The 24,542-nt window shown below is 61.6% G+C and carries 15 protein-coding genes; 10 read left to right on the top strand and 5 right to left on the bottom strand.

The annotated features are described in order from the left end of the window. The first annotated feature begins 233 nt into the window (after positions 1 to 233). The 8 genes from J3P95_RS06165 (at position 234) to J3P95_RS06130 (ending at position 16,185) form a co-directional block, all read left to right on the top strand. On the top strand, positions 234 to 4,688 hold the full coding sequence (locus J3P95_RS06165; protein ID WP_434578272.1) for a SpvB/TcaC N-terminal domain-containing protein: 4,455 nt from the start codon (positions 234 to 236) through the stop codon (positions 4,686 to 4,688). Next, a complete protein-coding gene (locus J3P95_RS06160; protein ID WP_434578274.1) occupies positions 4,618 to 7,524 on the top strand; it encodes an RHS repeat-associated core domain-containing protein in 2,907 nt (968 codons plus the stop codon). Before J3P95_RS06165 ends, J3P95_RS06160 begins: the two co-directional genes overlap by 71 nt. Positions 7,525 to 7,702: 178 nt before the next feature. Beyond that, positions 7,703 to 10,426 (top strand): RHS repeat-associated core domain-containing protein, encoded by a 2,724-nt coding sequence (locus J3P95_RS06155; protein WP_434578276.1) that lies wholly within the window; start codon positions 7,703 to 7,705, stop codon positions 10,424 to 10,426. An 85-nt stretch (positions 10,427 to 10,511) separates the two neighbouring features. Further along, positions 10,512 to 12,278 carry a sensor histidine kinase gene (locus J3P95_RS06150; RefSeq protein ID WP_434561527.1) on the top strand — a complete coding sequence of 589 codons (1,767 nt, stop codon included), beginning with the start codon at positions 10,512 to 10,514 and terminating at the stop codon, positions 12,276 to 12,278. Then, on the top strand, positions 12,271 to 13,596 hold the full coding sequence (locus tag J3P95_RS06145; protein WP_434561525.1) for a sigma-54-dependent transcriptional regulator: 1,326 nt from the start codon (positions 12,271 to 12,273) through the stop codon (positions 13,594 to 13,596). The genes J3P95_RS06150 and J3P95_RS06145 overlap by 8 nt, the downstream gene beginning before the upstream one ends. 195 nt (positions 13,597 to 13,791) lie before the next feature. Next, on the top strand, positions 13,792 to 15,111 hold the full coding sequence (locus J3P95_RS06140; protein WP_434561523.1) for an MFS transporter: 1,320 nt from the start codon (positions 13,792 to 13,794) through the stop codon (positions 15,109 to 15,111). Between the two features lie 149 nt (positions 15,112 to 15,260). Continuing rightward, positions 15,261 to 15,479, top strand: a complete 219-nt coding sequence (locus J3P95_RS06135) for a hypothetical protein (protein ID WP_434578279.1) — start codon at positions 15,261 to 15,263, stop codon at positions 15,477 to 15,479. An 85-nt stretch (positions 15,480 to 15,564) separates the two neighbouring features. Next, a complete protein-coding gene (locus J3P95_RS06130; RefSeq protein WP_434578280.1) occupies positions 15,565 to 16,185 on the top strand; it encodes a flavin reductase family protein in 621 nt (206 codons plus the stop codon). A gap of 131 nt (positions 16,186 to 16,316) precedes the next feature. On the opposite strand, the gene J3P95_RS06125 is transcribed toward J3P95_RS06130, so the two are convergent. Beyond that, positions 16,317 to 16,550, bottom strand: coding sequence for a hypothetical protein (locus J3P95_RS06125; protein ID WP_434561517.1), 234 nt, complete (start codon positions 16,548 to 16,550; stop codon positions 16,317 to 16,319). A gap of 41 nt (positions 16,551 to 16,591) precedes the next feature. Beyond that, a complete protein-coding gene (locus J3P95_RS06120) occupies positions 16,592 to 16,945 on the bottom strand; it encodes a putative quinol monooxygenase (protein WP_186611717.1) in 354 nt (117 codons plus the stop codon). Positions 16,946 to 17,276: 331 nt separating this feature from the next. On the opposite strand from J3P95_RS06120, the gene J3P95_RS06115 reads away from it, so the two are divergent. After that, a complete protein-coding gene (locus J3P95_RS06115) occupies positions 17,277 to 18,206 on the top strand; it encodes an AraC family transcriptional regulator (RefSeq protein ID WP_434561515.1) in 930 nt (309 codons plus the stop codon). A gap of 21 nt (positions 18,207 to 18,227) precedes the next feature. On the opposite strand, the gene J3P95_RS06110 is transcribed toward J3P95_RS06115, so the two are convergent. Continuing rightward, positions 18,228 to 19,868, bottom strand: coding sequence for a 5-guanidino-2-oxopentanoate decarboxylase (locus J3P95_RS06110; protein WP_434578283.1), 1,641 nt, complete (start codon positions 19,866 to 19,868; stop codon positions 18,228 to 18,230). 110 nt (positions 19,869 to 19,978) lie between these two features. Here J3P95_RS06110 and J3P95_RS06105 point away from each other — a divergent pair, with 110 nt between their 5' ends. Further along, entirely contained in the window at positions 19,979 to 20,860 is an 882-nt protein-coding gene (locus tag J3P95_RS06105) for a LysR substrate-binding domain-containing protein (RefSeq protein ID WP_434578284.1), read from the top strand. Between the two features lie 169 nt (positions 20,861 to 21,029). On the opposite strand, the gene J3P95_RS06100 is transcribed toward J3P95_RS06105, so the two are convergent. Next, positions 21,030 to 22,049: an alpha/beta fold hydrolase gene (locus J3P95_RS06100; RefSeq protein ID WP_434578286.1), complete on the bottom strand. Its 1,020-nt coding sequence runs from the start codon at positions 22,047 to 22,049 to the stop codon at positions 21,030 to 21,032. A gap of 160 nt (positions 22,050 to 22,209) precedes the next feature. Further along, complete coding sequence (gene metE, locus J3P95_RS06095; protein ID WP_434578288.1) at positions 22,210 to 24,522, bottom strand: 5-methyltetrahydropteroyltriglutamate--homocysteine S-methyltransferase; 2,313 nt, start codon at positions 24,520 to 24,522, stop codon at positions 22,210 to 22,212. Positions 24,523 to 24,542: the final 20 nt, after the last annotated feature.

Here is a 24,542-nt window from a genome sequence, read left to right as displayed (position 1 = left end):
TTCAGCGCTGTGAAAAAAGGCCGGTGAGCGACAAGCCCACCGGCCTTTTTTATATTTTTCAAACAACCTATTTCTCGCCACGGGGGTTTCAAATCTTATTCAGCTTGGACACAGCCGTTCATCGGCTGTACCTGCCTGCCTGTCAGATCTGACAGGTTACACCCCTGCGATCTCTTGGCATCCTCAGCCATGCCGGGAATCAACCCTGGCGCGGATCAAAGGGATGAACGTCCATGGCAGAGCAAACGCCCCTCCAGATCATCACGCCGACCATCGCCGGCGGCGCGTCGATTGCGACCATCGGCAACAGCCTCGGCCCGGTCGGCACGCGGGGTGCCGCCTCCCTGACCTTGCCGCTGCCCGTGTCGAGCGCCCGTCTTCTGACACCCTCTCTGGCCCTGCAATACAACAGTCAAAGTGGCAACGGCCTATTCGGCATCGGCATGCAGCTGCCAATCCCCAGCATCGCTCGTAAAACCAGCAAAGGCGTGCCGCTCTACGGCGACGACGATGTCATGGTCGGGCCCGACGGGGTGGATATGTGGCCCGATCTTGACGGGCAGACCTGCCGCACAGTGGGCGACCTGACCTACGCGGTGGTGCGCTATTACCCCAGGATCGAGAGTGCCTTCGACATCTACGAACTCTGGACGTCTATCACCAGCCATGCGTTCTGGCGCGTACAGGGCAGCAACGGACACGTGTATTGCTATGGAAAAAGCCCAGCGTCGATCATCGCCAATACATCACGCATCACCGTTCCGCCAACCCCGTCGCACATCGCCGAGTGGCTGTTATTGGAAGAAGTCAGCCCGCTGGGCGAGCACATCTATTACGAATATACGCAGGATCGCGCTGAGTCCAACGGCCCCCATGACTATCGCGCCCAGCGCTACTTGCGACGGGTCTGTTACGGCAACACCACGGCCAGCGATACCTTGTATTGCTTCGCAAATGAAGATCCGGCCGACCTGGATTGGCACTTTCATCTCGTCTTCGATTACGGCCAACGCTCCCTCGAACTTGAAGAGAAACCCACCTGGACGGCCCCCGACGAGAATGCCTGGAAACCGCGCAGCGACCCGATTCACGCGTACCGCTACGGTTTTGAGGTGGGCACGCGGCGCTTGTGCCACCAGGTGCTGATGTTCCACCAGTTTCCCGCCGACACCGACGCTGAACCGGCGCTGGTGCGGCGATTGCTGCTGGAATACACCGACACCATCAGGGCTGGCTACAGTTTGTTGACCGCAGCCCATTATCAGGACTGGGATGCCGACGGCCGGGTCGAACACAGCCCACCGGTGGAGCTTCAATACACCGACTTTGAGCCAAACCTTGAACCCAAGGCATTTTTTGCCTTGGAAACCATGCCCGGCCTGGAAGACGGCCGTCGCTACCAGTGTGTCGATCTTTACGGTGAAGGCGTTCCAGGTTTCTTGTGTCGCTACGCCGACGGTTGGTATTACCGGGAGCCTGAACGCGGCGCAGGCGAGGATCCTGACGAAATCAGCTATGGCCCCTGGTCACTGTTGCCGAGCATCCCGATCGCGGCCGATCATTCGGCGGCGATGCAGCTGCTGACCGACCTGACCGGCAGCGGCCACCTCAATTGGGTCATCGCCCAACCGGGCATGAATGGTTTTTATACGCTCAACCCGGACCGCAGCTGGTCGACTTTCAAGGATTTTGATTCCTTCCCCACTGAGTTCCTGCACCCCGCCGCGCAACTGGGCGACCTGGCCGGCGACGGTCTGCGCTCGCTGGCCATGATCGGTCCCAAAAGCGTGCGGCTGTACGCCAACCTTCGCGAAGAAGGGTTCGCCGCGGGCGTGGAAGTGCCTCATGAACCGGACAGCGACCTGCCATTGTTCAGCGACGTGCGCAGCGAGCTGGTGCTGTTCGGCAATATGCTGGGCAGCGACACCACCGAGCTGTGCCGTATTCGCTTCGATGAAATCAAGTGCTGGCCAAACCTGGGTCATGGGCGTTTCGGCGACGGCTTCGAGATGAGCAAACTGCCCTTCACCTACACCGAGTTCGACGCCGAGCGGGTGCGGATCGCCGATCTCGACGGCTCCGGCGCGCCGGCACTGATCTATCTGCAAAGCGATTGTTTCGAAATCTATTTCAACCGCGGTGGCAATGGTCTTGAGCAAACTCCGCTGCGGGTTCCCTGGCCCGAGGGCCTGCGTTACGACCGACTCTGCCAAGTCACCCTGGCCGATCTGCAAGGCCTGGGTTGTGCCAGCTTGATCCTAAGTGTTCCTCATCACGCGCCGGACATGCATCCCCGTCATTGGCGCTACGATTTCGTCGCGACACGGCCCTACCTGCTCAGCGCCACGAACAACAACATGGGCTGCAGCAGTAGCCTGAGCTATCGCAGCAGCGCGCAATTCTGGCTGGATGAGAAACTACGTATCCTGACATTGCGCCAAGCGCCGGCCTGCTACCTGCCAATGGCCCTGCCATTGGTGGCACGCCAGCAACAACTGGACGAAATCACCGGAAACTGCCTGACCCAGCGCTTCGCCTATTTCGAGGGAAACTACGACAGCTTTCACCGGGAGTTCCGCGGCTTCGGTCGCCTGCATCAACTCGACAGCGAACTACCCGGCGCTGCCCTGGACAGCGGTTTTACCGCGCCAGTGCTGGTCAAGACCTGGTTCCACACCGGCCGTACCGTCGATCAGCCGCTCAAAGACTGTTTCGAGGCCGACGACGACGCGCCGCAGCTGGGCCCCATGCTGCTGGCGCGTTTCCATGGGCGGGACGGGGCCGATCAAATCGTCCCCCCCGACCCCGACACCGCCCGGGAAATGGCCTACGCCTTGGGCGGCCACGTATTGCGCAGCGAGACCCATCACGCTGAATCCATCACCCCGCTCGAACCGTACACCGTGACGCAACAACGCTACCTGCTGCGTCAACCGCATGCGAGCAATAGAAGCTTGTTGGTACTGGGTGTGGAAACAGTCAGCCTCCAATACGACGGCTTCATCAACGACCCCCAAGTCCAGCACAGCATCACACTTGAGTGGAACCACCATGGCCAGCCGGTGCATAGCTTCGTGGTGCATTACGCCCGGCGCCTGGCCGCGACCGACGATCCGCCCTTTGACGATGATGTCGAGAACATCTGGTGGCGCGACGCCCATGACGATCAGCAGCAGGTTTTTCATCTCATCGAGAGCCGGGCCGAGTCGCTGGACCTGTTTGACGCGACCGGACCACGCATGCAACTGGGCCTGCCCTGGCGCGCTCGAACCAACGGGCTGCAACGCCCCAAAGGCGAGCTTCCAGACGGATTGACCCCACAACAAGTCAGCTACGAATCTTTCTCCGCGCACCAAGACTCACCTCAGTGGGATGCCGCCCGGGTCTTGATCGCCCTGGAAGAACAAACTTACCTGAGCGACGGCTCGGACAACATCCGATTCCCGGCGTTGCGCGGTCCCTTGGAAGTGGCCGAGTTCGACAAACAGGCCCTGGACGCCTACGACGCCGTGCCAGAGCCTTTCGACATTCGCCAGCAACTGGAAACGATTGGCTTCGAACCCATGAAGCTGTTCCTGCCAGAAGACCCAGCCAAGGACGCCGCGCAAGAGCTGTGGTCGAAAAAAATCGGCTTCCCCACCTACCTGCCGCTGGAAGGTTTCTTCCATATCAGCGCCTTGCAGGAAACCCAGAGTCATGGCGTTACAACGACCGACTATGACGACTATCACCTGATGCCCATCGCCGTGACGTTACCGGACGGCTGCACAACCCGCGTCGAATACGACTATCACTCGCTGCTGCCGCAAACAATCATCGACGCCAACGACAACATCCAAGAGGCACTTTATGGCCCGGCCGGAGTGCCCTTGGCGGTGACTTTTCATGGTACCGAGAATGGCCTGCCGGCTGGCTTCAAGGCCATCGATAACTACGAGCCGCCCGAAGACCTGTCTCCCGCTCACGCCATCGAAAACCCCGAGGCCACCCTCGGTGACATGGCCAGCGCCGTGCGGATAGAAGACATGAGTTGGATGGGCACGCTTGACTTGGCGATAGTACTGACGACGCAGCGCGACGAGTGGGTCAGCGCCCGCTATCTGCTGCCCAGCGGGCACATTCGTGCGTCGGCGCGTGTTCACCTGGCCCGGCTCAAAACGCGTACCGCCGGTGAGGAACTGCTCTGGACGCTGATCCGGGCGGCCACGCGGGAGCCGGCTCATAGCGTGGTGCTGAGTGCCGATCGCTATCCAGATGACCCATTGCGGCAGATCCGCATTGCGCTCAGCGCCGTGGACGGTTTCGGTCGCGCGTTGCAAAGCAAGCAATTGGTCGAACCTGGGAACGCCTATGCCGTGGCGGCGGACGGTTCGCTGCAAGTGGACGACCAAGGACCTCCCATCGAGCACGAGGCCGACCGACGCTGGCGCGTCAGCGAACGGGTCGAGTACAACAACAAAGGCCTGGTCACGCGGGTCTATCGCCCCTATTTCGCCGATGCCTGGCGCTACATCAACGATGCCTCCATACGCGAACACGGCTACCACGACCAACAGTTCTACGATCCGCCCGGACGGCTGGTGAAGGTTGTCAATGCCAAGGGGCATGAGGCCTGGCATGTCTACCATCCGTGGTACCAGTGCGATCACGATTACAACGATACGGATCCGGGGAATCGACGTGCGTGAGCAGACAAATGCCTTGAGCACCGTTCATTCCCGTACCCCAAATGTCGTGGCGGTCGATGGCCGTGGCCTGCCCGCCAGGCAAATCGCTTACCTGAGAAACCAGGCTTCGGCCCCCCCAACCGCGCTGATAACACGGCAACGCTTCAACGTCGCCGGCCAACTCGTTGAACAATGGGACCCTCGCCTGTTCGGCAACGCCCCCAAACCCAATCAGGCCACGGTCTACAACCTTCTGGGCGAGCCACTGCACACCGACAGCGTCGACGCCGGATGGCGCCTGGCGTTGCCGGGGCTGGCGGGTGAAACCTTGCAATTATGGGATGCCCGCGGCAGCCATTGGCGCACGCAGTATGACGAGCAACTGCGCCCGGTGGCCCTGGAGGAAAACGGCCAGGCCCGTGTCGATACTTTCACCTATGCCGACGCCTCTGACGACGCTGGTCATAATCTGCGCAGGCAACTGCTTGAGCAAACCGACCCGTCCGGCACCTTGCGTCTCGACAGTTATGGCTTGTTGGGTATGCCCCTGCGCCAGGCGCGTGTCATCGCCGCCAGTGATGCCTACGTCACCGAGCAAACCTTCGATGCCCTCGGCGCGCTCATTCGCCAGACCGACGCCGGAGGTCATCACCAGGACATGCGCCTGGACGTTGCCGGGCAACTTATACAGGTGAGTCTGCAACTCAAGCAGGACGCCGCGCCGCAACCGCTGCTGCTGGCGGCCCAGTACAACGCCGCCGGCCAGATCGAGCGTCAGGACGCGGCCAATGGCGTCATCAGCCGCTGGGCCTATGACCCGGCCGACGGGCGGCTCAGCACGCTACAGGCCGGAAAACCCAGTGAAGCCCCGCGCCAGAACCTGGCTTACGTCTACGACCCCGTCGGTAATGTGCTGCGCATCGAGGACCTCACGGTCACCACCGTCCATTTCGCCAACCAACGCGTGGATGGCCATCGCGACTTCACTTATGACTCGCTCTATCGCCTGACCGGCGCCAGCGGTTTCGAGGGCGACACACCGCACCTGCAACCCGGCCTGCCGGCCCCGATCATTCCCATCGACCCGAACCGTCTCTTCAATTATTCCCAACGGTATGAATACGACGTGGGCAACAACCTGACCCGCCTGCGCCATGTTCGCGAGGGCAACAATCACACCCAGATCATGCGCATCGACCCAAACAGCAATCGAGGCGTGCGCTGGACGGACGGCGATCCCGAGCCGGATTTCAACACGCTGTTCGATGCCCATGGCAACCAGCGGTTCCTGCAGGCTGGTACGCCAGAGCTGGCTTGGAACCCTCGCGATCAGCTCAGTAGCGTCACGGTGATCCAACGCGACAACAGTTTACGCAACGATGATGAGACCTATCTCTACAGCCAGGGTGAGCGGGTCGAAAAAAACCACACCGCGACCAGCATGGCGCGAAAAACGCACTACTTGCCGGGCCTTGAGATACGTACTTCCAGCGACGGCGAGGTACTCCACGTCATCACCCTCGGGCTGGCATACGGCAGTGTCCGCTGCCTGCATTGGGAGGCTGGCCAGCCTGGGGGGATTGAAGCCGATCAGTTGCGCTACAGCCTCGATGAACCTCATGGCTCCAGCAGCTTGGAACTGGACCGCGCTGGCGACCTGATCAGCCTTGAGTCTTTTTACCCGTTTGGCGGCACCGCCTGGCAGGCCGGTCGCTCATTGGTGGAAGCCGGCTACAAGACGATTCGCTACTCGGGCAAGGAAATGGATACAAGCGGGCTGTATTACTACGGCACGCGCTATTACGCGCCTTGGCTACAGCGCTGGGTCAGCACCGACCCGGCGGGGGATATCGATGGATTGAACCTGTACGGGTTCGTCACCAATAACCCGATGACCTACGCCGACGGCGACGGTTTGATGAAGTTGTTAAAGGTAGAAACTCAAGCGGAGAAAAACACCAGGAAAGAGGAATCGAAGAACCAAAACCAAATGTACCGAAGTCGTTCCCGGTTGACCGCAGGCGTCACCAGGCTCACCGACATTATGAAGATGTCCTCTAGAAGGGCCCTCGAAGCTCAAACGCAACTGGCCAATCATCGCTCGGGCTCGGCCCTTGCCCAATCGGCGGCGATACGCATCGGCAGTCATGTGGCTGTGCAGGCCACAAATTATGGCGTGAGTATTGGTTTTGGCGTCGCGGCCGGAATAGTCGGTAGTGCACTGGGCCCACCTGGCGCCATAGGCTTCGGCCTTTTGGGCTTTACGGTGGGCAAAGGCATCGGCGTTGGCCTGGACTACTTGGCTGAGAGAACAGGTGCAAGTGCATCGGTCAAATTCAAAAGCAGTAAGCTGAGCAAGGAAAAAATCGTGAAGAAGCAGGAATACAAAATGATGCACCTTCCCGAGTATGCCGCGAAAAAAACCCAAGACTTCATCCACGCGGCGACGTCCCCCACGCCAAAGGGCCTTTCGAAACTGGCCAAGGAAACGGTCAACACCGGTACGTCAACCGCCCTGAAAGCTTTAGCTACTACGGGTTCCACCGAAATTTCCGCGTTGATAAAGACGGCAACGGGCGCCGTTGAAATCGTCCATGAAATCGTCGGGGCGGGGCAAGAATTGACCGAGGAAAAATTGGCGATTGCACATACCTACATTACTGGCCTGATCGACTTATTGAATGAGGAAATGGGTATCGTCGAACAGCTATACGATGAGGCAGGTATTGACGCAATCGGGACCTTTGTACCGTTGGAGAAGCTATTTGGAAAATCGAACGGCACCACTCGTGTGGCCCTAAGAAGAGACATGGAAGCCACTATTGGCCGCTTGAGGCAGACGCAAAGCATGCTCTAGTGACCTCGCATTGACGCACATCTCGACGGGTTGGCGGCAGGGCACCTGTTGCCGCCCTCGTCAAGCATCCGTGCGCACCGAAGCCCTGTCAGACCTGACAGGTTCGGTCCAATGTGTTCGCAGCTATATTGGCTGAAGTGACGAACCCTCTCTGCTTGGACATGGAGCCCTTCGATCGATGAGCGCTATCCACAGCCGCACTCCAGATGTCGTTGCCTTCAACTGCCAAGGCCTGGCGGTGCGGCGCGGCGCGTATCTGCGAAGCCAAGCCTCGCCCCCCCCAACCGCGCTGATAACACAGCAACGCTTCAACGTCGCCGGCCAACTCGTTGAACAATGGGACCCTCGCCTGTTCGGCAACGCCCCCAAACCCAATCAGGCCACGGTCTACAACCTTCTGGGCGAGCCACTGCACACCGACAGCGTCGACGCCGGATGGCGCCTGGCGTTGCCGGGGCTGGCGGGTGAAACCTTGCAATTATGGGATGCCCGCGGCAGCCATTGGCGCACGCAGTATGACGAGCAACTGCGCCCGGTGGCCCTGGAGGAAAACGGCCAGGCCCGTGTCGATACTTTCACCTATGCCGACGCCTCTGACGACGCTGGTCATAATCTGCGCAGGCAACTGCTTGAGCAAACCGACCCGTCCGGCACCTTGCGTCTCGACAGTTATGGCTTGTTGGGTATGCCCCTGCGCCAGGCGCGTGTCATCGCCGCCAGTGATGCCTACGTCACCGAGCAAACCTTCGATGCCCTCGGCGCGCTCATTCGCCAGACCGACGCCGGAGGTCATCACCAGGACATGCGCCTGGACGTTGCCGGGCAACTTATACAGGTGAGTCTGCAACTCAAGCAGGACGCCGCGCCGCAACCGCTGCTGCTGGCGGCCCAGTACAACGCCGCCGGCCAGATCGAGCGTCAGGACGCGGCCAATGGCGTCATCAGCCGCTGGGCCTATGACCCGGCCGACGGGCGGCTCAGCACGCTACAGGCCGGAAAACCCAGTGAAGCCCCGCGCCAGAACCTGGCTTACGTCTACGACCCCGTCGGTAATGTGCTGCGCATCGAGGACCTCACGGTCACCACCGTCCATTTCGCCAACCAACGCGTGGATGGCCATCGCGACTTCACTTATGACTCGCTCTATCGCCTGACCGGCGCCAGCGGTTTCGAGGGCGACACACCGCACCTGCAACCCGGCCTGCCGGCCCCGATCATTCCCATCGACCCGAACCGTCTCTTCAATTATTCCCAACGGTATGAATACGACGTGGGCAACAACCTGACCCGCCTGCGCCATGTTCGCGAGGGCAACAATCACACCCAGATCATGCGCATCGACCCAAACAGCAATCGGGGCGTGCGCTGGACGGACGGCGATCCCGAGCCGGATTTCAACACGCTGTTCGATGCCCATGGCAACCAGCGGTTCCTGCAGGCTGGTACGCCAGAGCTGGCTTGGAACCCTCGCGATCAGCTCAGTAGCGTCACGGTGATCCAACGCGACAACAGTTTACGCAACGATGATGAGACCTATCTCTACAGCCAGGGTGAGCGGGTCGAAAAAAACCACACCGCGACCAGCATGGCGCGAAAAACGCACTACTTGCCGGGCCTTGAGATACGTACTTCCAGCGACGGCGAGGTACTCCACGTCATCACCCTTGGGCTGGCTTACGGCAATGTCCGCTGCCTGCATTGGGAGGCCGGCCAACCTGGCGGGATCGAAGCCGATCAGTTGCGCTACAGCCTCGATGATCACCTGGGCTCCGACACCGTAGAGTTAGACCGTCACGGCGGGCTGATCGGCCTTGAGTTTTTTTACCCCTTCGGCGGCACCGCGTGGCAGGCCGGTCGCTCATTGGTGGAAGTCGGCTACAAGACCGTTCGGTACTCTGGCAAGGAAATGGACGAAAGTGGGCTTTACTACTACGGCGCGCGCTATTACGCGCCGTGGCTACAGCGCTGGGTCAGTGCCGATCCGGCAAGGGATGTGGACGGCTTGAATATGTATGCATTTGTGGGAAACAACCCAGTGCGCTACCTGGATGACGGAGGAACAAACAAACTCAAGTGGGAGATCATGAACTACTCGGACTTTATTTCAGAATTGGGGACAGAATCGGCCACGGCCCTGAAGCAAATAGATAGCATCATCACCCAGTCAGGTATCAAGACGAATCTGCTGAAGAATCTGGTGGGTGAGTCCATCGGCGGCGCCCTCGGGTTTGCCGGTGGCTTCGTCGGAGGTGAGGCGTTTGCCAGCGTGGCTCCGCGTCTCAATGATATGCCTTATGTGGGTGGCCTCGTTGGGGGAAATATCGGCGGCGACACGGTCGGCGCGTTGTCCGATGCCATCCTGCCAACGGCACGCTTGATCCGTCCACTGATACCGCAGACATCGGCGATGTCAGTCGAGGCGATTGACCGTAGGCTTGGCTTTCGCGACGCCCCCCTGACCTTTTCCATCAGCGATTTCCCTAGTTTTTTCATGAACCGTGTCGTGGGCTCGGTTATTCCAGGCATGAACTTCTTGAGCCTGGCTGCTCGAGCACAAGAAGCCGAGGACATCAAGACGGGGCTGACACCCATGAAAATCCAGAAAATCGACAAAATGCTCGCCGAATGGAAAGAGGCTCTGGAAAGTCGCTGGACCTCGACCGAGGCGGCTTTTGACACCCTGGGAACCACCGTTATAAAGCCGGGCGAAGTGCTACCTAACGTTAACTACATGACGACACAAGAAACACCGGCACCGATTCATCGTTCAACCCTGCAGCAAAAAACCAGGGGGATCCTGGACTATATCGATCGGGCGCAAAAAGGCATGGCTTCGTACAAAGAGAGCAGGACCACCGACAATCAGTTTTTGCTGAAGCGGGCCAAAGGCCCTACACCGTGATTCGATGGGGCTCGGCGCGCAGGAGCATCACGGCCGACGGAGGCATGCTATCGTGCCCGACCCTGTCCTGCCATGACGTTTTTACATGCCCGCAATGCCACGCCCCTTGCGTCTGTCGTTGTATATCCTGCTGATCCTCACCGGCGCGATCATTGCCGCCACCCTGGCCGTGCGCCACGCAGAACGCGAGGCGCTGGAGGAAGACGCCAGCCGTGCCAGCCAACAACTGGCGCTGTACGCCAATTCCCTCCACACCTTGATCGAACGCTACCGCGCCCTGCCCGCCGTACTGGCGCTGGACCCGCAGTTGCGCGATGCCCTCAAGGGCCCGGTCGGCGCGACGCAGCAGGATGCATTGAACCGCAAGCTGGAAAAAATCAATGGTGCCGCACAGTCGTCCACCCTGGAATTGCTCGACCACAACGGCTTGGCCGTCGCCGCCAGCAACTGGCGATTGCCCAGCAGTTACGTCGGGCACAATTACGGTTTTCGTCCTTACTTCATCCAGACCCGCACTCTGGGCACCGGGCGGTTCTACGCAGTGGGCGTGACCAGTGGCATCCCGGGCTATTTTTTGTCCAGCGCGGTGACCGGCGACAACGGCGAGTTCCTCGGCGCCATGGTGGTGAAGCTGGAGTTCCCCGAGCTTGAGCGCGAATGGCGCCAGGGCAGCGACACGCTGTTGGTCAGCGATGCGCGGGGGATCATTTTCATCGCCAACCGCCCCGGCTGGCGCTATCGCCATCTGCAACCCTTGACCGACAGCGACCGCGCCGAACTCAAGGCCACTCGCCAATACGACAAGCAACCGCTACAACCCTTGACCTTCGATCCGCTGCGACGCTTTGACGATAACAGTCACTTGTCCCGGGTCGAGGCGCCCGACGGCCCGGCGGACTACCTTTGGGAATCCCTGCCGTTGACCAGCGAAGGCTGGACCTTGCACCTGCTACGCCGTCCGCAGATCGCTTTCGAAGACCTGCGCAACGCCGGCCTCGCCGCCGCCGGGTCGTGGTTGGCGCTGGTGTTCCTGCTGCTGTTTCTCAACCAACGCTGGCGCCTGGCGAAACTGCGCCAACGCAGCCGCGAAGAACTCGAACGGCTGGTGGATGAACGCACCCGCGAATTGCACACCGCCCAGGACGGCCTGGTGCAATCGGCCAAGCTCGCGGCCCTGGGGCAGATGTCGGCGGCGCTGGCCCACGAGATCAACCAGCCGCTGACCGCCCAACGCATGCAATTGGCAACCCTGCGCCTGCTGCTGGATCACGGCCGGGTAGACGATGCCTACAAAGCCCTCAAGCCGGTGGATGACATGCTGACCCGCATGGCCGCCCTCACCGGCCATTTGAAGACGTTCGCGCGCAAGAGCCCCAGCGGCCTGCGCGAACGCCTGGACCTGGCGGCGGTGGTCGACCAGGCCCTGCAACTGCTGGACACGCGCCTACGCGACGAGCAGGTCAGCACCGTTTTGCACCTGACCCGCCCGGCGTGGGTGCGCGGCGATGCGATTCGCCTCGAACAGGTCTTGATCAACCTGCTGCGCAACGCCCTCGACGCGATGGCCGACCAACCGCTCAAGCGCCTGGAAGTGCGTCTTCAGGCCGATGACCAATTGTGGAGCCTGACCGTGACAGACAGCGGCAACGGGATCGCCGAGGAACACCTGGCCCAGGTATTCGACCCGTTCTTCACCACCAAGGCCGTGGGCGATGGCCTGGGCCTGGGGCTGGCGGTTTCGTTTGCAATCATTCACGAATCCGGCGGGCGGCTGACGGCGGACAACCATGAAAACGGCGCGGTATTCTGCGTGACCTTGCCCATCGACCAGGAGGCGCAGTTGCATGCTTGATTCGGTCATAGTCGTCGATGACGAAACCAGTATCCGCACAGCCGTCGAGCAATGGCTGAGCCTGTCGGGGTTCCAGGTGCAATTGTTCAGTCGCGCCGAGGATTGCCTGGCGCAGTTGCCGGACAATTATCCGGGGGTGATCCTCAGCGACGTGCGCATGCCCGGACTTGGCGGCCTGGAGCTGCTGGCCGAAGTACGCCGGCGCGACCCGGACCTGCCGGTCATCCTGTTGACCGGCCATGGCGACGTGCCGATGGCGGTGGAAGCCATGCGCGACGGCGCCTATGACTTTCTCGAAAAACCTTTCAGCCCAGAAGCCCTTCTTGGCAGTTTGCGCCGGGCCCTGGACAAGCGTTTCCTGATCTTGGAAAACCGTCGACTGCACGAGCAGGCCGATGCGAGGGTCAAGCTGGATACCACGCTGCTTGGCGCCTCCCGGGCGCTGCAAAACCTGCGGCGCCAAGTGCTGGACCTGGCGACCCTGCCGGTCAATGTGTTGATCCGCGGTGAAACCGGCAGCGGCAAGGAACTGGTCGCCCGTTGCCTGCACGACTTCGGTCCGAGGGCGAGCAAGCCCTTCGTCGCGTTGAACTGCGCGGCCATTCCCGAACAGCTGTTCGAGGCCGAACTGTTCGGCCATGAAAGCGGCGCCTTCACCGGTGCCCAAGGCAAGCGCATCGGCAAGCTCGAATACGCCGACGGCGGCACGCTGTTTCTCGATGAGATCGAAAGCATGCCGTTGGCCCAGCAGGCCAAACTGCTGCGCGTGCTTCAGGAAAAAAAACTCGAGCGACTGGGCTCCAACCAGAGCATCCACGTAGACCTGCGCATCATCGCCGCCACCAAACCAGACTTGCTGGACGAAGCCCGGGCCGGGCGCTTTCGCGAGGACCTGGCCTATCGCCTGAACATCGCCGAACTGCGCCTGCCGCCCCTGCGTGAACGGCGCGAGGACATTGCGCTGCTGTTCGAACATTTCGCCCACAGCGCCGCCGAACGCCTCGGCCGTCCCGCCCTGCCGTTGAGCGGTCCGCAGTTGAGCCATCTGCTCAGCCACGATTGGCCGGGCAACGTGCGCGAACTGGCCAACGTCGCCGAACGGCAGGTGCTGGGGCTGGATCAACCGCCCGTCCTGGACACGGAACCGGGGCAATCGCTCGCCGCCCAGCAGGAAGCCTTCGAGGCCCAATGCCTGCGCGCCGCCCTGACCCGACACAAGGGTGATGTAAAAGCCGTGCTCGAAGAACTGCAACTGCCGCGCCGCACCTTCAATGAAAAGATGCAGCGGCATGGGCTGAGTCGGGAGATGTTTTTGTAAGGCCGGCGGTTTTCACCCGATCGACATAAGCGGATTCCCGCCCACATCCCCACCCGCAATGAGCGGATTTCCGCCCATCCAGCATTACAACCCCCTCTAGGCCGGCCTTCTCGCACCTGGCACAGCTCCTGCTATAGCCCTGGCAGGCTGCGTTCCCACGCGCTCCACAAAAACAATTAAACGAAGGATCCTTCAATGGACAACTCCAACGCCCTGCCCATTGGGTCGGCTGCCGTGCCCGCCCGTGAAAGAACCACCGCCAGCCGAATCAAATCGATCTTCAGCGGCTCGGTTGGCAACATGGTCGAGTGGTACGACTGGTACGTCTACGCCGCTTTCTCGTTGTACTTCGCCAAAGCCTTCTTCCCCAAGGGCGACACCACCGCCCAACTGCTCAACACCGCCGCGATCTTTGCCGTGGGCTTCCTGATGCGCCCGATCGGCGGCTGGCTGATGGGCCTGTACGCTGACCGCGCCGGTCGTAAACGGGCCCTGATGGCCTCGGTCTACCTGATGTGCTTCGGCTCGTTGATCATCGCCCTGAGCCCCGGCTACGAAACCATCGGCGTCGGCGCGCCGATCCTGCTGGTGTTCGCCCGCTTGCTCCAAGGCCTGTCGGTCGGTGGCGAGTACGGCACCTCGGCGACCTACCTGAGCGAGATGGCAACCAAGGAACGTCGCGGCTTTTTCTCCAGCTTCCAGTACGTGACCCTGATCTCCGGCCAGCTCATTGCCCTGGGCGTGCTGATCGTGCTGCAACAGACCCTCACCACCGAGCAGCTGTACGCCTGGGGCTGGCGCATCCCGTTCGCCATCGGCGCGCTGTGCGCAGTCGTTGCGCTGTACCTGCGTCGCGGCATGGAAGAAACCGAGTCATTCACCAAGAAAGAAAAAGCCAAGGAAAGCGCCATGCGCACCTTGATGCGCCATCCCAAGGAATTGATGACCGTGGTCGGCCTGACCATGGGCGGCACGCTGGCGTTCTACACCTACACCACCTACATGCAGAAATACCTGGTGAATACGGTCGGCATGAGCATCTCCGACTCCACCACCATTTCCGCCGCCACGCTGTTCCTGTTCATGTGCCTGCAACCTTTGATCGGCGGGTTGTCGGACAAGGTCGGGCGCCGGCCGATCCTGATCGCCTTCGGCATCCTGGGCACATTGTTCACGGTGCCGATCCTCACCACCCTGCACACCATCCAGACCTGGTGGGGCGCGTTCTTCCTGATCATGGCCGCGCTGATCATCGTCAGCGGCTACACCTCGATCAACGCGGTGGTGAAAGCCGAGTTGTTCCCTACCGAAATCCGCGCCCTGGGCGTCGGCCTGCCCTATGCATTGACCGTGTCGATCTTCGGCGGCACCGCTGAATACATCGCCCTGTGGTTCAAGAGCATTGGCATGGAGACCGGTTACTACTGGTACGTGACGGCGTGCATCGCGGTATCGCTGCTGGTCTACATCACCATGAAAGACACCCGCAAGCACTCGCGGATCCTGACTGACTGACAGCTCCGCTCGTACAAACGAAAGGGGCGAACCTGCACGGGCTCGCCCCTTTTTTCGTTCCAGGCCGGCGTCGTTTCCTACATTAATTTCCACTTAATGGCCGCACTCCATCCTCCCCCTCATCCACTATCGATGCTTGGAGTATGACCATGAAAACCAAACTGATCTTCGCCCTGACCCTCAGTGCACTGGCAAGCAGCGCCTTCGCCGACGACGGCTTCGAGCGCACCGGCACTGCCGCTTTTATCGCCAGCAGCCATGAGCGCGCCGGCTCCGCCGTTGTTGCGAAGAAGGATGAGAATCACGCGATCGAACCTGCCGTGGCGGCCGATGGTTCCGACCATAGCGATGCGGCGTCGACCAACTGATCCCAGCACAACCGGTGCTGACAAAAATGTCTGGTCCCTGCACTATCGTCGGATCCTTCTGACCAGCACCGGACCTCCATCTTTCATGCCCGACGATATCCATTACTACGAACCCGCCAACGGTCACGGCCTGCCCCACGATCCGTTCAATGCGATCATTGGCCCGCGGCCGATTGGCTGGATTTCTTCACAGGACGGCGAGGGCCGCCTGAATCTCGCACCCTACAGTTTCTTCAACGCGTTCAACTACGTTCCGCCGATCGTTGGTTTCTCCAGCGTCGGGCGCAAGGACAGCCTGAACAACATCGAGCAGACCGGCGAGTTCGCTTGGAACCTGGCCACGCGCCCGCTGGCCGAGCAGATGAACCAGAGCTGTGCGATGGTCGCGCCAGAGGTCAATGAATTTGAGCTGGCGGGCCTGACGCCGGCGGCGTCGCGGGTGATCCGGGTGCCACGCGTGGCCGAGAGCCCGGTGTCTTTTGAATGCAAGGTCACCCAGATCATTCAACTGCAGCGCGCTGACCAGGCACTGGTGCCGAGCTGGCTGATCCTAGGCGAAGTGGTCGCCGTGCATATCGCCAAATGGCTGTTGAAGGATGGGGTATACGACACTGCCGCCGCCGAGCCGATCTTGCGCGGTGGCGGGCCGGCGGATTATTTCCAGCTGGGGCCCGAGGCGTTGTTCAAGATGCATCGTCCCCAATAGGAACAACGCAGTTCCCCGTGGCGAGGGAGCTTGCTCCCGCTGGGTTGCGCAGCAGCCCCTGTTTTGATGGGCGCTTCGCACCCAAGCGGGAGCAAGCTCCCTCGCCACAAAAGCAATGCCAGTGATGCTGATTACCAGACCAACCCGCCCTCGTCGTCGACACCCTTCAGGTGAGTCAGCTTCACCGCGGCCGCTTCATCGGCCTTGGTAGCAGTCTCGAACGTCTGTTCTTCAAGCACTTTATTGAAACGCGGCTTGTCGGGACTGCCGATGGCCTTGGTGGCGATGGCGGCGTAATAGCCGCCACCCTCCTTGGGTACAACAGCGGAAACAGCTTCAAAAGTGTCAAAGGCTTTACGTGCCATAACGCGCATCCTGGCGGTGGAAAATGACCGTCATTAAACCTTCAACCGGCCAGTTTGTGTACCTTCGCCATGCACCCTTCGGTCGCCTGGGCGGCGGACACTTCGCGAAAGGTGTGGAAATCCAGGCTGCTCACCACCAGGTCTTGCACCAGCTCGGCGAAAATCGCCATCGCTGGCGAGTTGAAATAGGCGTCCATCGCCTGCTGGTTGACCCACAGCCCAGACACCAGCCACAAGTCGGCATCGCATTGCGATTGCTGCAAGGCAAAGTGCAGGCAACCGGGCGCCTGGCGCGATGGCGTGATCAACGTGCTCAGGCGCGCGCCGAGCGGCTGGCTGCAACCGGCGCGTGCCCGGACAAAAGCCATGTGACTGACGGGGATCTGTGTAGTCATGTTCAACCCTCCCAGGTAATCCGTTGTGCGGCCGGGGACAGGCCGCGACAGGATCAAAGGTTAAGCGCCCGTGCGCCAGCTTCGTTAGTCGATTCCTGCCGACCCATTGCACGATCCTGCCCGTCGAGTGCAGCGCATCCAGCCCGGATGCGCTGAAAACACCGACAGATGAAACAAAAGGTTTCAAGCAAGTTTCGACCGGGCTGCACGGCCCAGTCCCCACCCGTCGTGCAGGATCAGGCAAGCTTTCAACAGGATGTGACTACCGCTACGCCTTGCACAAACATAAGCTCTGTCTCATCGCTCCCCGTTTTACTTGAGGATCCCCGGCATGTCGCCACTCGACCACGCCCCCGTCCCGCTGGACACCTACCTGGAACAACAGCGCGCCGAACTGGCCTCGATCATCGAGCGCAACACCCGCGAGGATGGCAGCTACGCCACGGCCATCGGCTCGCTGAATCTGTCGCGACACAGCCAACCGCACAGGTTCGCCCCGGTGCTGGCGCAACCGGCGCTGTGCATCATGGCCCAGGGCAGCAAGCAGGTGCGCCTGGCGGACGAAACATTCAATTACGACCCGCTGCATTATCTGGTGGTCTCGGTCTCGATGCCGTTGAGTGGATGCATCGCCAATGTCTCGCCCGAGCAGCCGATCCTGGCCCTGCGCCTGGACATCGACCCGGCGGAAATCACCGCGCTGATCGCCGACGCGGGACCCTTGGGTGTACCGACCCGCCCCGCCGGGCGCGGCCTGTATGTCGAACGCCTGGACACGCCGATGCTCGACGCCGTACTGCGCCTGGCGCGGCTGCTCGATACGCCGAAGGACATCGGCATGCTCGCGCCGCTGGTACGCCGGGAAATCCTCTATCGCCTGCTGCGCAGTCCGCAGGGCTATCGGCTCTACGAAATTGCCATCGCCAACAGTCAGAGCCATCGCATCAGCCAGGCGATCAAATGGCTCAACGGCCATTTCGAACAGCCGCTGCGCATCGATGACCTGGCCCGGGAGGTCAACCTCAGTGTCTCGACGCTGCATCATCGCTTCAAGGCCATGACGGCCATGAGCCCGCTGCAATACCAAAAGCAATTGCGCCTGCAAGAAGCCCGGCGGCTGATGCTGGCCGAAGGGCTTGAAGCGTCGGCGGCGGGGTATCGGGTCGGTTATGAAAGCCCTTCGCAGTTCAGCCGCGAGTACAGCCGCCTGTTCGGCGCACCGCCGCTGCGCGATCTCGCGCGGTTGCGCATGACCGTTTGATCTGGTTTTTCGAGCAGCTTTTTACGAGCCTTCAGCACGCCGGCTCCACCGTGCCTGATCCACCTCGATCAACGTCGGACCTTGCCGGCCGCGGGCAACGAGCAACGCGGCTCGCAATGACGGCGCATCGTCAACGGCCTCGGCGTCACAGCCCAGGGCTTTGGCGACGGCGATGAAATCCGGCGTGTAGATGTCGACGCCCAGCGGCTCGATGGCCCGGTTGAGCATGTATTTCTTGATCTCTTCGTAGCCCTGGTTATTCCACAGCAGCACGATAATGGGCGTGCGCGCTTCCACGGCGCTGGCCAGTTCGGCCAAGGTGAACTGCAAGCCACCATCGCCGATCAGGCACACCACTGGCGGGCGGCCATCGCCCTGGTCGCCCCCGCCGAGCCAGGCGCCGACCGCCGCTGGCAACGCGTAGCCGAGGGTGCCGTAACCGGTGGACGAATTGAACCAGCGGCGCGGATGCTCTGGATTGAAGGTGAGATTGCCGGTGTATACGGGCTGGGTGGAATCGCCGACGAAGACCGCGTCGGGCAGTGTTTGCAAAACCGTGTCGAGGAATAAGGCCTGGACGCGAGTCGGGGCGTCCCATTGCCGGTCGAGTTCGGCCCGCAGTCGTGCAACACGAGCCGCCCCCCAAGTATCGTGACGCGCGTCGAGCGCTTGTCGATTCAACGCATCGAGCAAGGCGCCGGCAGCCATCCGGGCATCGGCCACCAACGCCAGTTTCGGCGGGTAGTTGCGCACCGTCTGGTCGGGGTCGATGTCGATGCGCAGCAGCGCACCGGGAATCTCGAAGCCGCCGGCGAAGGTGACGTCGTAATCGGTCTCGGCCAGTTCGGTGCCGATGGCCAGCACCACGTCGGCCTCGGCCACCAGGGCACGGGTCGCGACCAGGCTCTGGGTGGAGCCGATCAACAAGGGATGACTGGAGGCCAGCAAGCCCTTGGCGTTGATGGTCAACGCGACCGGGGCAGCGAGGCGTTCGGCCAGTTCGGTCAATTCGAGCGACGCGTCGACTGCGCCGCCGCCGGCCAGGATCAAGGGTCGTTCAGCCGTTGCCAGCAGGCTCGCCATCTGCGCCACGGCTGCGGGCGCGGCGCCGGCACGACTGATATTTACCGGTGTGCTGGCGAGCAAGTCATCGGCCTTCTCGACGAGCACATCCAATGGGATCTCGATGTGCACCGGTCGCGGCCGTGCGGCCTGGAACAACGCAAAAGCCCGGGCCAGCACCCCTGGCAATTGCGCAGCGGACATCAATGTGTGGGAAAACGCCGCCACACCGCCCACCAGTGCACTCTGGTTCGGCAGCTCATGCAACTTGCCCCGCCCGCCGCCCAATTGGCTGCGCGACTGCACGCTGGAGATCACCAGCATCGGGATCGAATCGGCGTAGGCCTGGCCCATGGCCGTGGTGATGTTGGTCATGCCCGGCCCGGTGATGATGAAACACACGCCGGGCTTGCCACTGACCCGGGCATAACCGTCAGCCATGAAGCCGGCGCCCTGCTCGTGACGCGGCGTCACATGGCGGATGTTTGAATGGGCCAGCCCGCGATACAGCTCGACGGTGTGGACGCCGGGAATGCCGAACACCTGCTCCACGCCATAACCTTCGAGTAACTTGACCAATACCTCGCCGCACGTCGCCATCGTCAATGCCTTTTTTCTTCAGGATGGCGCTATTGGAGCGGTCGGGCCATGGCGGCAACAATCGATAAAAAGTCATACTAGCCATGTCCACACGTCATGGCTCAAATCCAATGAAACGGCTTCCTCCGCTGCCGACGCTGCACACCTTCCTGATTACGGCCCAATGCTGCAACTTCACCCGCGCGGCTGAACAGTTGCACATCACCCAGGGCGCGGTGAGCCGACAGATCGCTGGGTTGGAAGCACACTTGGGTTACCCGCTGTTCCAGCGTCAGGCGCGAGGCCTGAGCCTGACCGCCGAGGGCCAGGCGTGGCTGCCCCGGGTGCAGCAGGTGTTCGGCCTGATTGGCGAAGCGGTGGCGCAGATCGGGGAAAAACGCCAGGCCCTGCGACTCAAGGCCCCCACGTGCGTGATGCGCTGGTTACTGCCGCGCCTGCTGCAATGGCAAAAGGAACGCCCGGACGTCCCGGTGGAATTGACCACCACGGTCCGGCATGGGGTGGATTTTCAGCGCGAGGCGTTCGACGCGGCGGTGGTCTACGGGCCACCGCCTGACGCCTCGTTGGCATGCCTGCATCTGTTCGACGAACAACTGACGCCGGTCTGCTCCCGTCCGTTGCTGGAAGGTCCCGTACCGCTGCGCTCGCCTGACGATCTGCAGCAGCACTTGCTGCTGCACCCCACCACCGATGAGCGCGACTGGAACGCTTGGTTGGCCGAGGCCGATGTGCGCCTGAACAACGTCAGCAAGGGCCAGCATTTCGAAACCCTAGACCTGGCGATGTCCATGGCCTCCCAGGGCACAGGCGTGGCGATTGGCGACTGGTCGCTGATCGGCGATGACCTGAGCGCCGGACGGCTGGTGATGCCGTTCGACCTGAAAGTCACGACCGGGTTGGGTTATCACCTGGTGCACCCGCGCAAAACCCAGGCGTCAGAACCGTTGCGGGAGTTGATGGAATGGCTGGTGGAGCAGGCCCGGCGCAGATAGCTAAATTACTGCAAATCCCGTGGCGAGGGAGCTTGCTCCCGCTGGGTTGCGCAGCAGCCCCAAAAATCTCTGGCCTTGATCAGGTTTTGGGGTGAGGTCTTTCGGGACCGCTTCGCGGTCCAGCGGGAGCAAGCTCCCTCGCCACAGGGGATCGTGTCAATCCTGAATGTCAGAGCACATTCGGCACCTGCGCCGACTCAACCTGCGCCCAATGGGAAGTGTCTTCGCGGTGCTGTTGCAAGTATGGCAACACGGCGCCCAACAATGGCTCTTTGAACGCCTCTTGAAAGCGATGAGCCAGGCCTGGAATCAGCTTCAACTGGCTGCCGCGAATGTGCGCCGCCAAATGCACGCCATGCATCACCGGCAGCAACGGATCGGCGGTGCCGTGGACCACCAGCGTCGGCACCTGCAGCTGATTGAGCAGCGCCACCCGGCTCGGCTCCGCCAGGATCGCCATGATCTGGCGCTTCACGCCCTCGGGATTGAAGGCCCGGTCATACGCCACGGCGGCCTGGTGCAGCAAGGCTTGCCGATCATCGACCACCATCGGGCTGCCGAGCGCGGCAAGCAGGTCGGCCTGCTGTTCCAGCGCCACTTGGCGATTCGGCGCGCTGCGCCGCGACAACAATTGCACCAGCGTTTCACTCGGCGCGGGCAAGCCTTGGGCGCCGGAGCTGGTCATGATAAGCGTAAGACTCTCGACCCGCTGCGGCGCCATCGCGGCCATGTGCTGGGCGATCATCCCGCCCATGCTCACCCCCAGCACATGGAAGTTCTCCACGTCCAAGGCGTCCATCAACCCCAGGCCATCGGCGGCCATGTCGGTCAAGGCGTACGGCGCGGCCACCGGCAGGCCAAGCTTGTAGCGCAGCGCTTCGAACGTCAGGTTGGCGCTGCCGGGGGCCTGGCGCCAGGCGGAAAGGCCGACGTCCCGATTGTCGTAGCGGATCACCCTAAAGCCCTGTTCACACAAGGCCTCCACCACTTCATCCGGCCAATGGATCAATTGCCCGCCCAGGCCCATCACCAGCAGCAATGCTGGATCGGACGCACGGCCGATGCTCTGGTACGCCAGGCTTACCTGGTCCAGGTCGACCCGTTGGGTCGCGACATTGACATCACAACGAGAAGCCGCCAACGACGGCAGGCCGCACAGCAAGGCGGCCAGGAAAATGAATACACGCATGAACAAACACCAAAACGCAGAACCCCAGTAGAGCGCGAGTCTGATGAAGTTTGTTCAAGCGCGCTGCCACAATTGCGTGACAGTTTGATGAAGATTGCCGAGTGGTTATCCGAAGCTCCCTCGCCACAAAGCCAGGCTCACCCCAGAAAGGGACCACGGTTCAAGCCAACTGACTGCGCAACCGTCGCGCCGCCGCCACCATGTTTACCAGCGCCGCTTCGGTTTCCGGCCAGGCCCGCGTCTTCAGGCCACAATCGGGATTGATCCACAACCGCTCGGCGGGGATGCGCTGCACGGCTTTGCTCATCAGAGCGACGATCTCGGCGGTGTCTGGTACCCGTGGCGAGTGGATGTCGTAGACGCCCGGCCCGATGTCGTTGGGATAGTCGAACGCCTCGAAGGCGTCGAGCAATTCCATGTCCGAGCGCGAGGTTTCAATCGTGATGACATCGGCGTCCATGTCGGCGATGGCTTTGATCACATCGTTGAATTCGCTGTAGCACATGTGGGTGTGGATCTGGGTTTCATCGCTTATGCCTGATGCGCTCAGGCGGAACGCTTGCACCGCCCAGTCGAGGTAGTCCTGCCATTGTCCGCGTCGCAGCGGCAGGCCTTCACGAAAGGCCGCCTCGTCGATCGGGATGATGCCGATCCCGGCTTTTTCCAGGTCGACCACTTCGTCGCGCAGGGCCAGGGCCAATTGCTGCGCCTGAACCTGGCGTGACACGTCTTCGCGGGGGAACGACCACATCAGCATAGTCACGGGGCCGGTGAGCATGCCTTTCATGGGTTTGTCGGTGAGGCTTTGCGCATAACGAATCCAGTCGACCGTCATCGCCTTGGGCCGGCTGATGTCGCCATAGATGATCGCCGGTTTTACGCACCGCGAGCCGTAGCTCTGCACCCAACCGAATCGGGTGAAGGCGTAGCCGTCCAGTTGTTCGGCGAAATATTCCACCATGTCATTGCGCTCGGCTTCGCCATGCACCAGCACATCCAGGCCCAGGCGTTCCTGGATCTGCACGGCGTGGCGGATCTCGGTGCGCATCGCCTCCTGATAATCGTTGGCCGACAGCTTGCCTTGCTTGTAAGCCTGTCGCGCCAGGCGAATCGCCGGGGTTTGCGGGAAAGAGCCGATGGAGGTGGTGGGAAACGTCGGTAACTTGAGCCGCGCACGTTGCTGTTCGATGCGTTTGGCAAACGCTGAACACCGCTGGCTGTCGTGGGGCCCAATCGCCGCGAGACGGGCCTGGACCTCGGCGTTGTGGATGCGCGACGAGCCCGCGCGACTGACTTGAATCTCCCGGTCATGGATCAATGCCCGTTGCACGCCAGGAGCTTGCGGATCGTTCAGCGCATCACGCAACACCGCGACTTCACCGCACTTCTGCACGGCGAACGCCAGCCAGCTCTTGAGCTCGGGGTCGAGTTTGTCTTCGCGCTCCAGGTCCACCGGGCTGTGCAACAGCGAGCATGAGGTGCTGACCCAGAGGTTGTCGCCGAACCGTTCCTGGGCGGGACGCAATTGCGTCAGCGCCTGCTCCAGTTCGCAGCGCCAGACGTTGCGACCGTTAACCAGGCCCACCGAGAGAATCTTGTAGGTCGGCAGGCGGTCCAGCACCTGGCCCAGTTGTTCTGGGTCACGTACCGCGTCGATGTGCAAGCCGTCCACCGGCAGGTTCACCGCCAGGCCAAGGTTGTCTTGCAGGCCACTGAAATAGGTCGCCACCAGTTTCTTCAGCGGCGAATATTGAAGGATGTGATAAGCCCGTTCGAAGGCGTTTCTCCAAGCCAGCGGCAGGTCAAGGGTGAGGATCGGTTCATCGATCTGCACCCATTCCACGCCTTGGGCCTTGAGGCGATTGAGGATTTCACCGTAGACCGGCAGCAGGCGCTCCAAGAGGTCGAGCTTGTCGAAGTCGCCGCCCTTGGCCTTGCCCAGCCAGAGGTAGGTCAGCGGACCGATGACCACTGGCTTGACCCGATGGCCCAGTGCATGGGCTTCGTCGACTTCGTCGAACAGTTGCTGCCAGCTCAGGGCGAAGGTCTGGTCAGCGGAGAACTCCGGGACCAGGTAGTGGTAGTTGGTGTCGAACCACTTGGTCAATTCCTGGGCGTGTTGCGCGGGACCCTGGTCGGCGCTACAACAGGCAGTCGTGGCGCCACGGGCCATGGTAAACAGGGTGTCGAGCGTCGGCAGGCCCTTGTCGTCCAAGGTGTTGTGAAAGCGCGGCGGGACCGCGCCCAGGGTCAAGGTGTGGCTGAGCACCTGGTCGTACCAGGCAAAATCGCCCACGGGCAGCAGGTCAATGCCGGCGTCTTTCTGCAACTGCCAGTGCCGGGCCCGCAATTCACGGCCCACGGCCTGCAAGGCGGTCGGTGCCAGGTCGCCCTTCCAATAGGCTTCGAGGGCTTTCTTCAGTTCGCGGTCGGCGCCGATGCGAGGAAAACCGAGGATGTGGGCCAGAGCCATGGTGACTGTCCTTCTGTAAA

This window comes from Pseudomonas sp. Z5-35, assembly GCF_051131945.1.
In the GTDB taxonomy this organism is placed as follows: domain Bacteria; phylum Pseudomonadota; class Gammaproteobacteria; order Pseudomonadales; family Pseudomonadaceae; genus Aquipseudomonas; species Aquipseudomonas marvdashtae.
This window is presented reverse-complemented; position numbering and strand designations above follow the sequence as displayed.

Coding starts and splice junctions, on each gene's coding strand:
- J3P95_RS06105 (WP_434578284.1), top strand. CDS start 19,979: ATGAAACGGCTTCCTCCGCTGCCGACGCTGCACACCTTCCTGATTACG.
- J3P95_RS06125 (WP_434561517.1), bottom strand. CDS start 16,550: ATGGCACGTAAAGCCTTTGACACTTTTGAAGCTGTTTCCGCTGTTGTA.
- J3P95_RS06145 (WP_434561525.1), top strand. CDS start 12,271: ATGCTTGATTCGGTCATAGTCGTCGATGACGAAACCAGTATCCGCACA.
- J3P95_RS06130 (WP_434578280.1), top strand. CDS start 15,565: ATGCCCGACGATATCCATTACTACGAACCCGCCAACGGTCACGGCCTG.
- metE (WP_434578288.1), bottom strand. CDS start 24,522: ATGGCTCTGGCCCACATCCTCGGTTTTCCTCGCATCGGCGCCGACCGC.
- J3P95_RS06100 (WP_434578286.1), bottom strand. CDS start 22,049: ATGCGTGTATTCATTTTCCTGGCCGCCTTGCTGTGCGGCCTGCCGTCG.
- J3P95_RS06120 (WP_186611717.1), bottom strand. CDS start 16,945: ATGACTACACAGATCCCCGTCAGTCACATGGCTTTTGTCCGGGCACGC.
- J3P95_RS06165 (WP_434578272.1), top strand. CDS start 234: ATGGCAGAGCAAACGCCCCTCCAGATCATCACGCCGACCATCGCCGGC.
- J3P95_RS06135 (WP_434578279.1), top strand. CDS start 15,261: ATGAAAACCAAACTGATCTTCGCCCTGACCCTCAGTGCACTGGCAAGC.
- J3P95_RS06140 (WP_434561523.1), top strand. CDS start 13,792: ATGGACAACTCCAACGCCCTGCCCATTGGGTCGGCTGCCGTGCCCGCC.
- J3P95_RS06155 (WP_434578276.1), top strand. CDS start 7,703: ATGAGCGCTATCCACAGCCGCACTCCAGATGTCGTTGCCTTCAACTGC.
- J3P95_RS06160 (WP_434578274.1), top strand. CDS start 4,618: ATGTCTACCATCCGTGGTACCAGTGCGATCACGATTACAACGATACGG.
- J3P95_RS06110 (WP_434578283.1), bottom strand. CDS start 19,868: ATGGCGACGTGCGGCGAGGTATTGGTCAAGTTACTCGAAGGTTATGGC.
- J3P95_RS06115 (WP_434561515.1), top strand. CDS start 17,277: ATGTCGCCACTCGACCACGCCCCCGTCCCGCTGGACACCTACCTGGAA.
- J3P95_RS06150 (WP_434561527.1), top strand. CDS start 10,512: ATGCCCGCAATGCCACGCCCCTTGCGTCTGTCGTTGTATATCCTGCTG.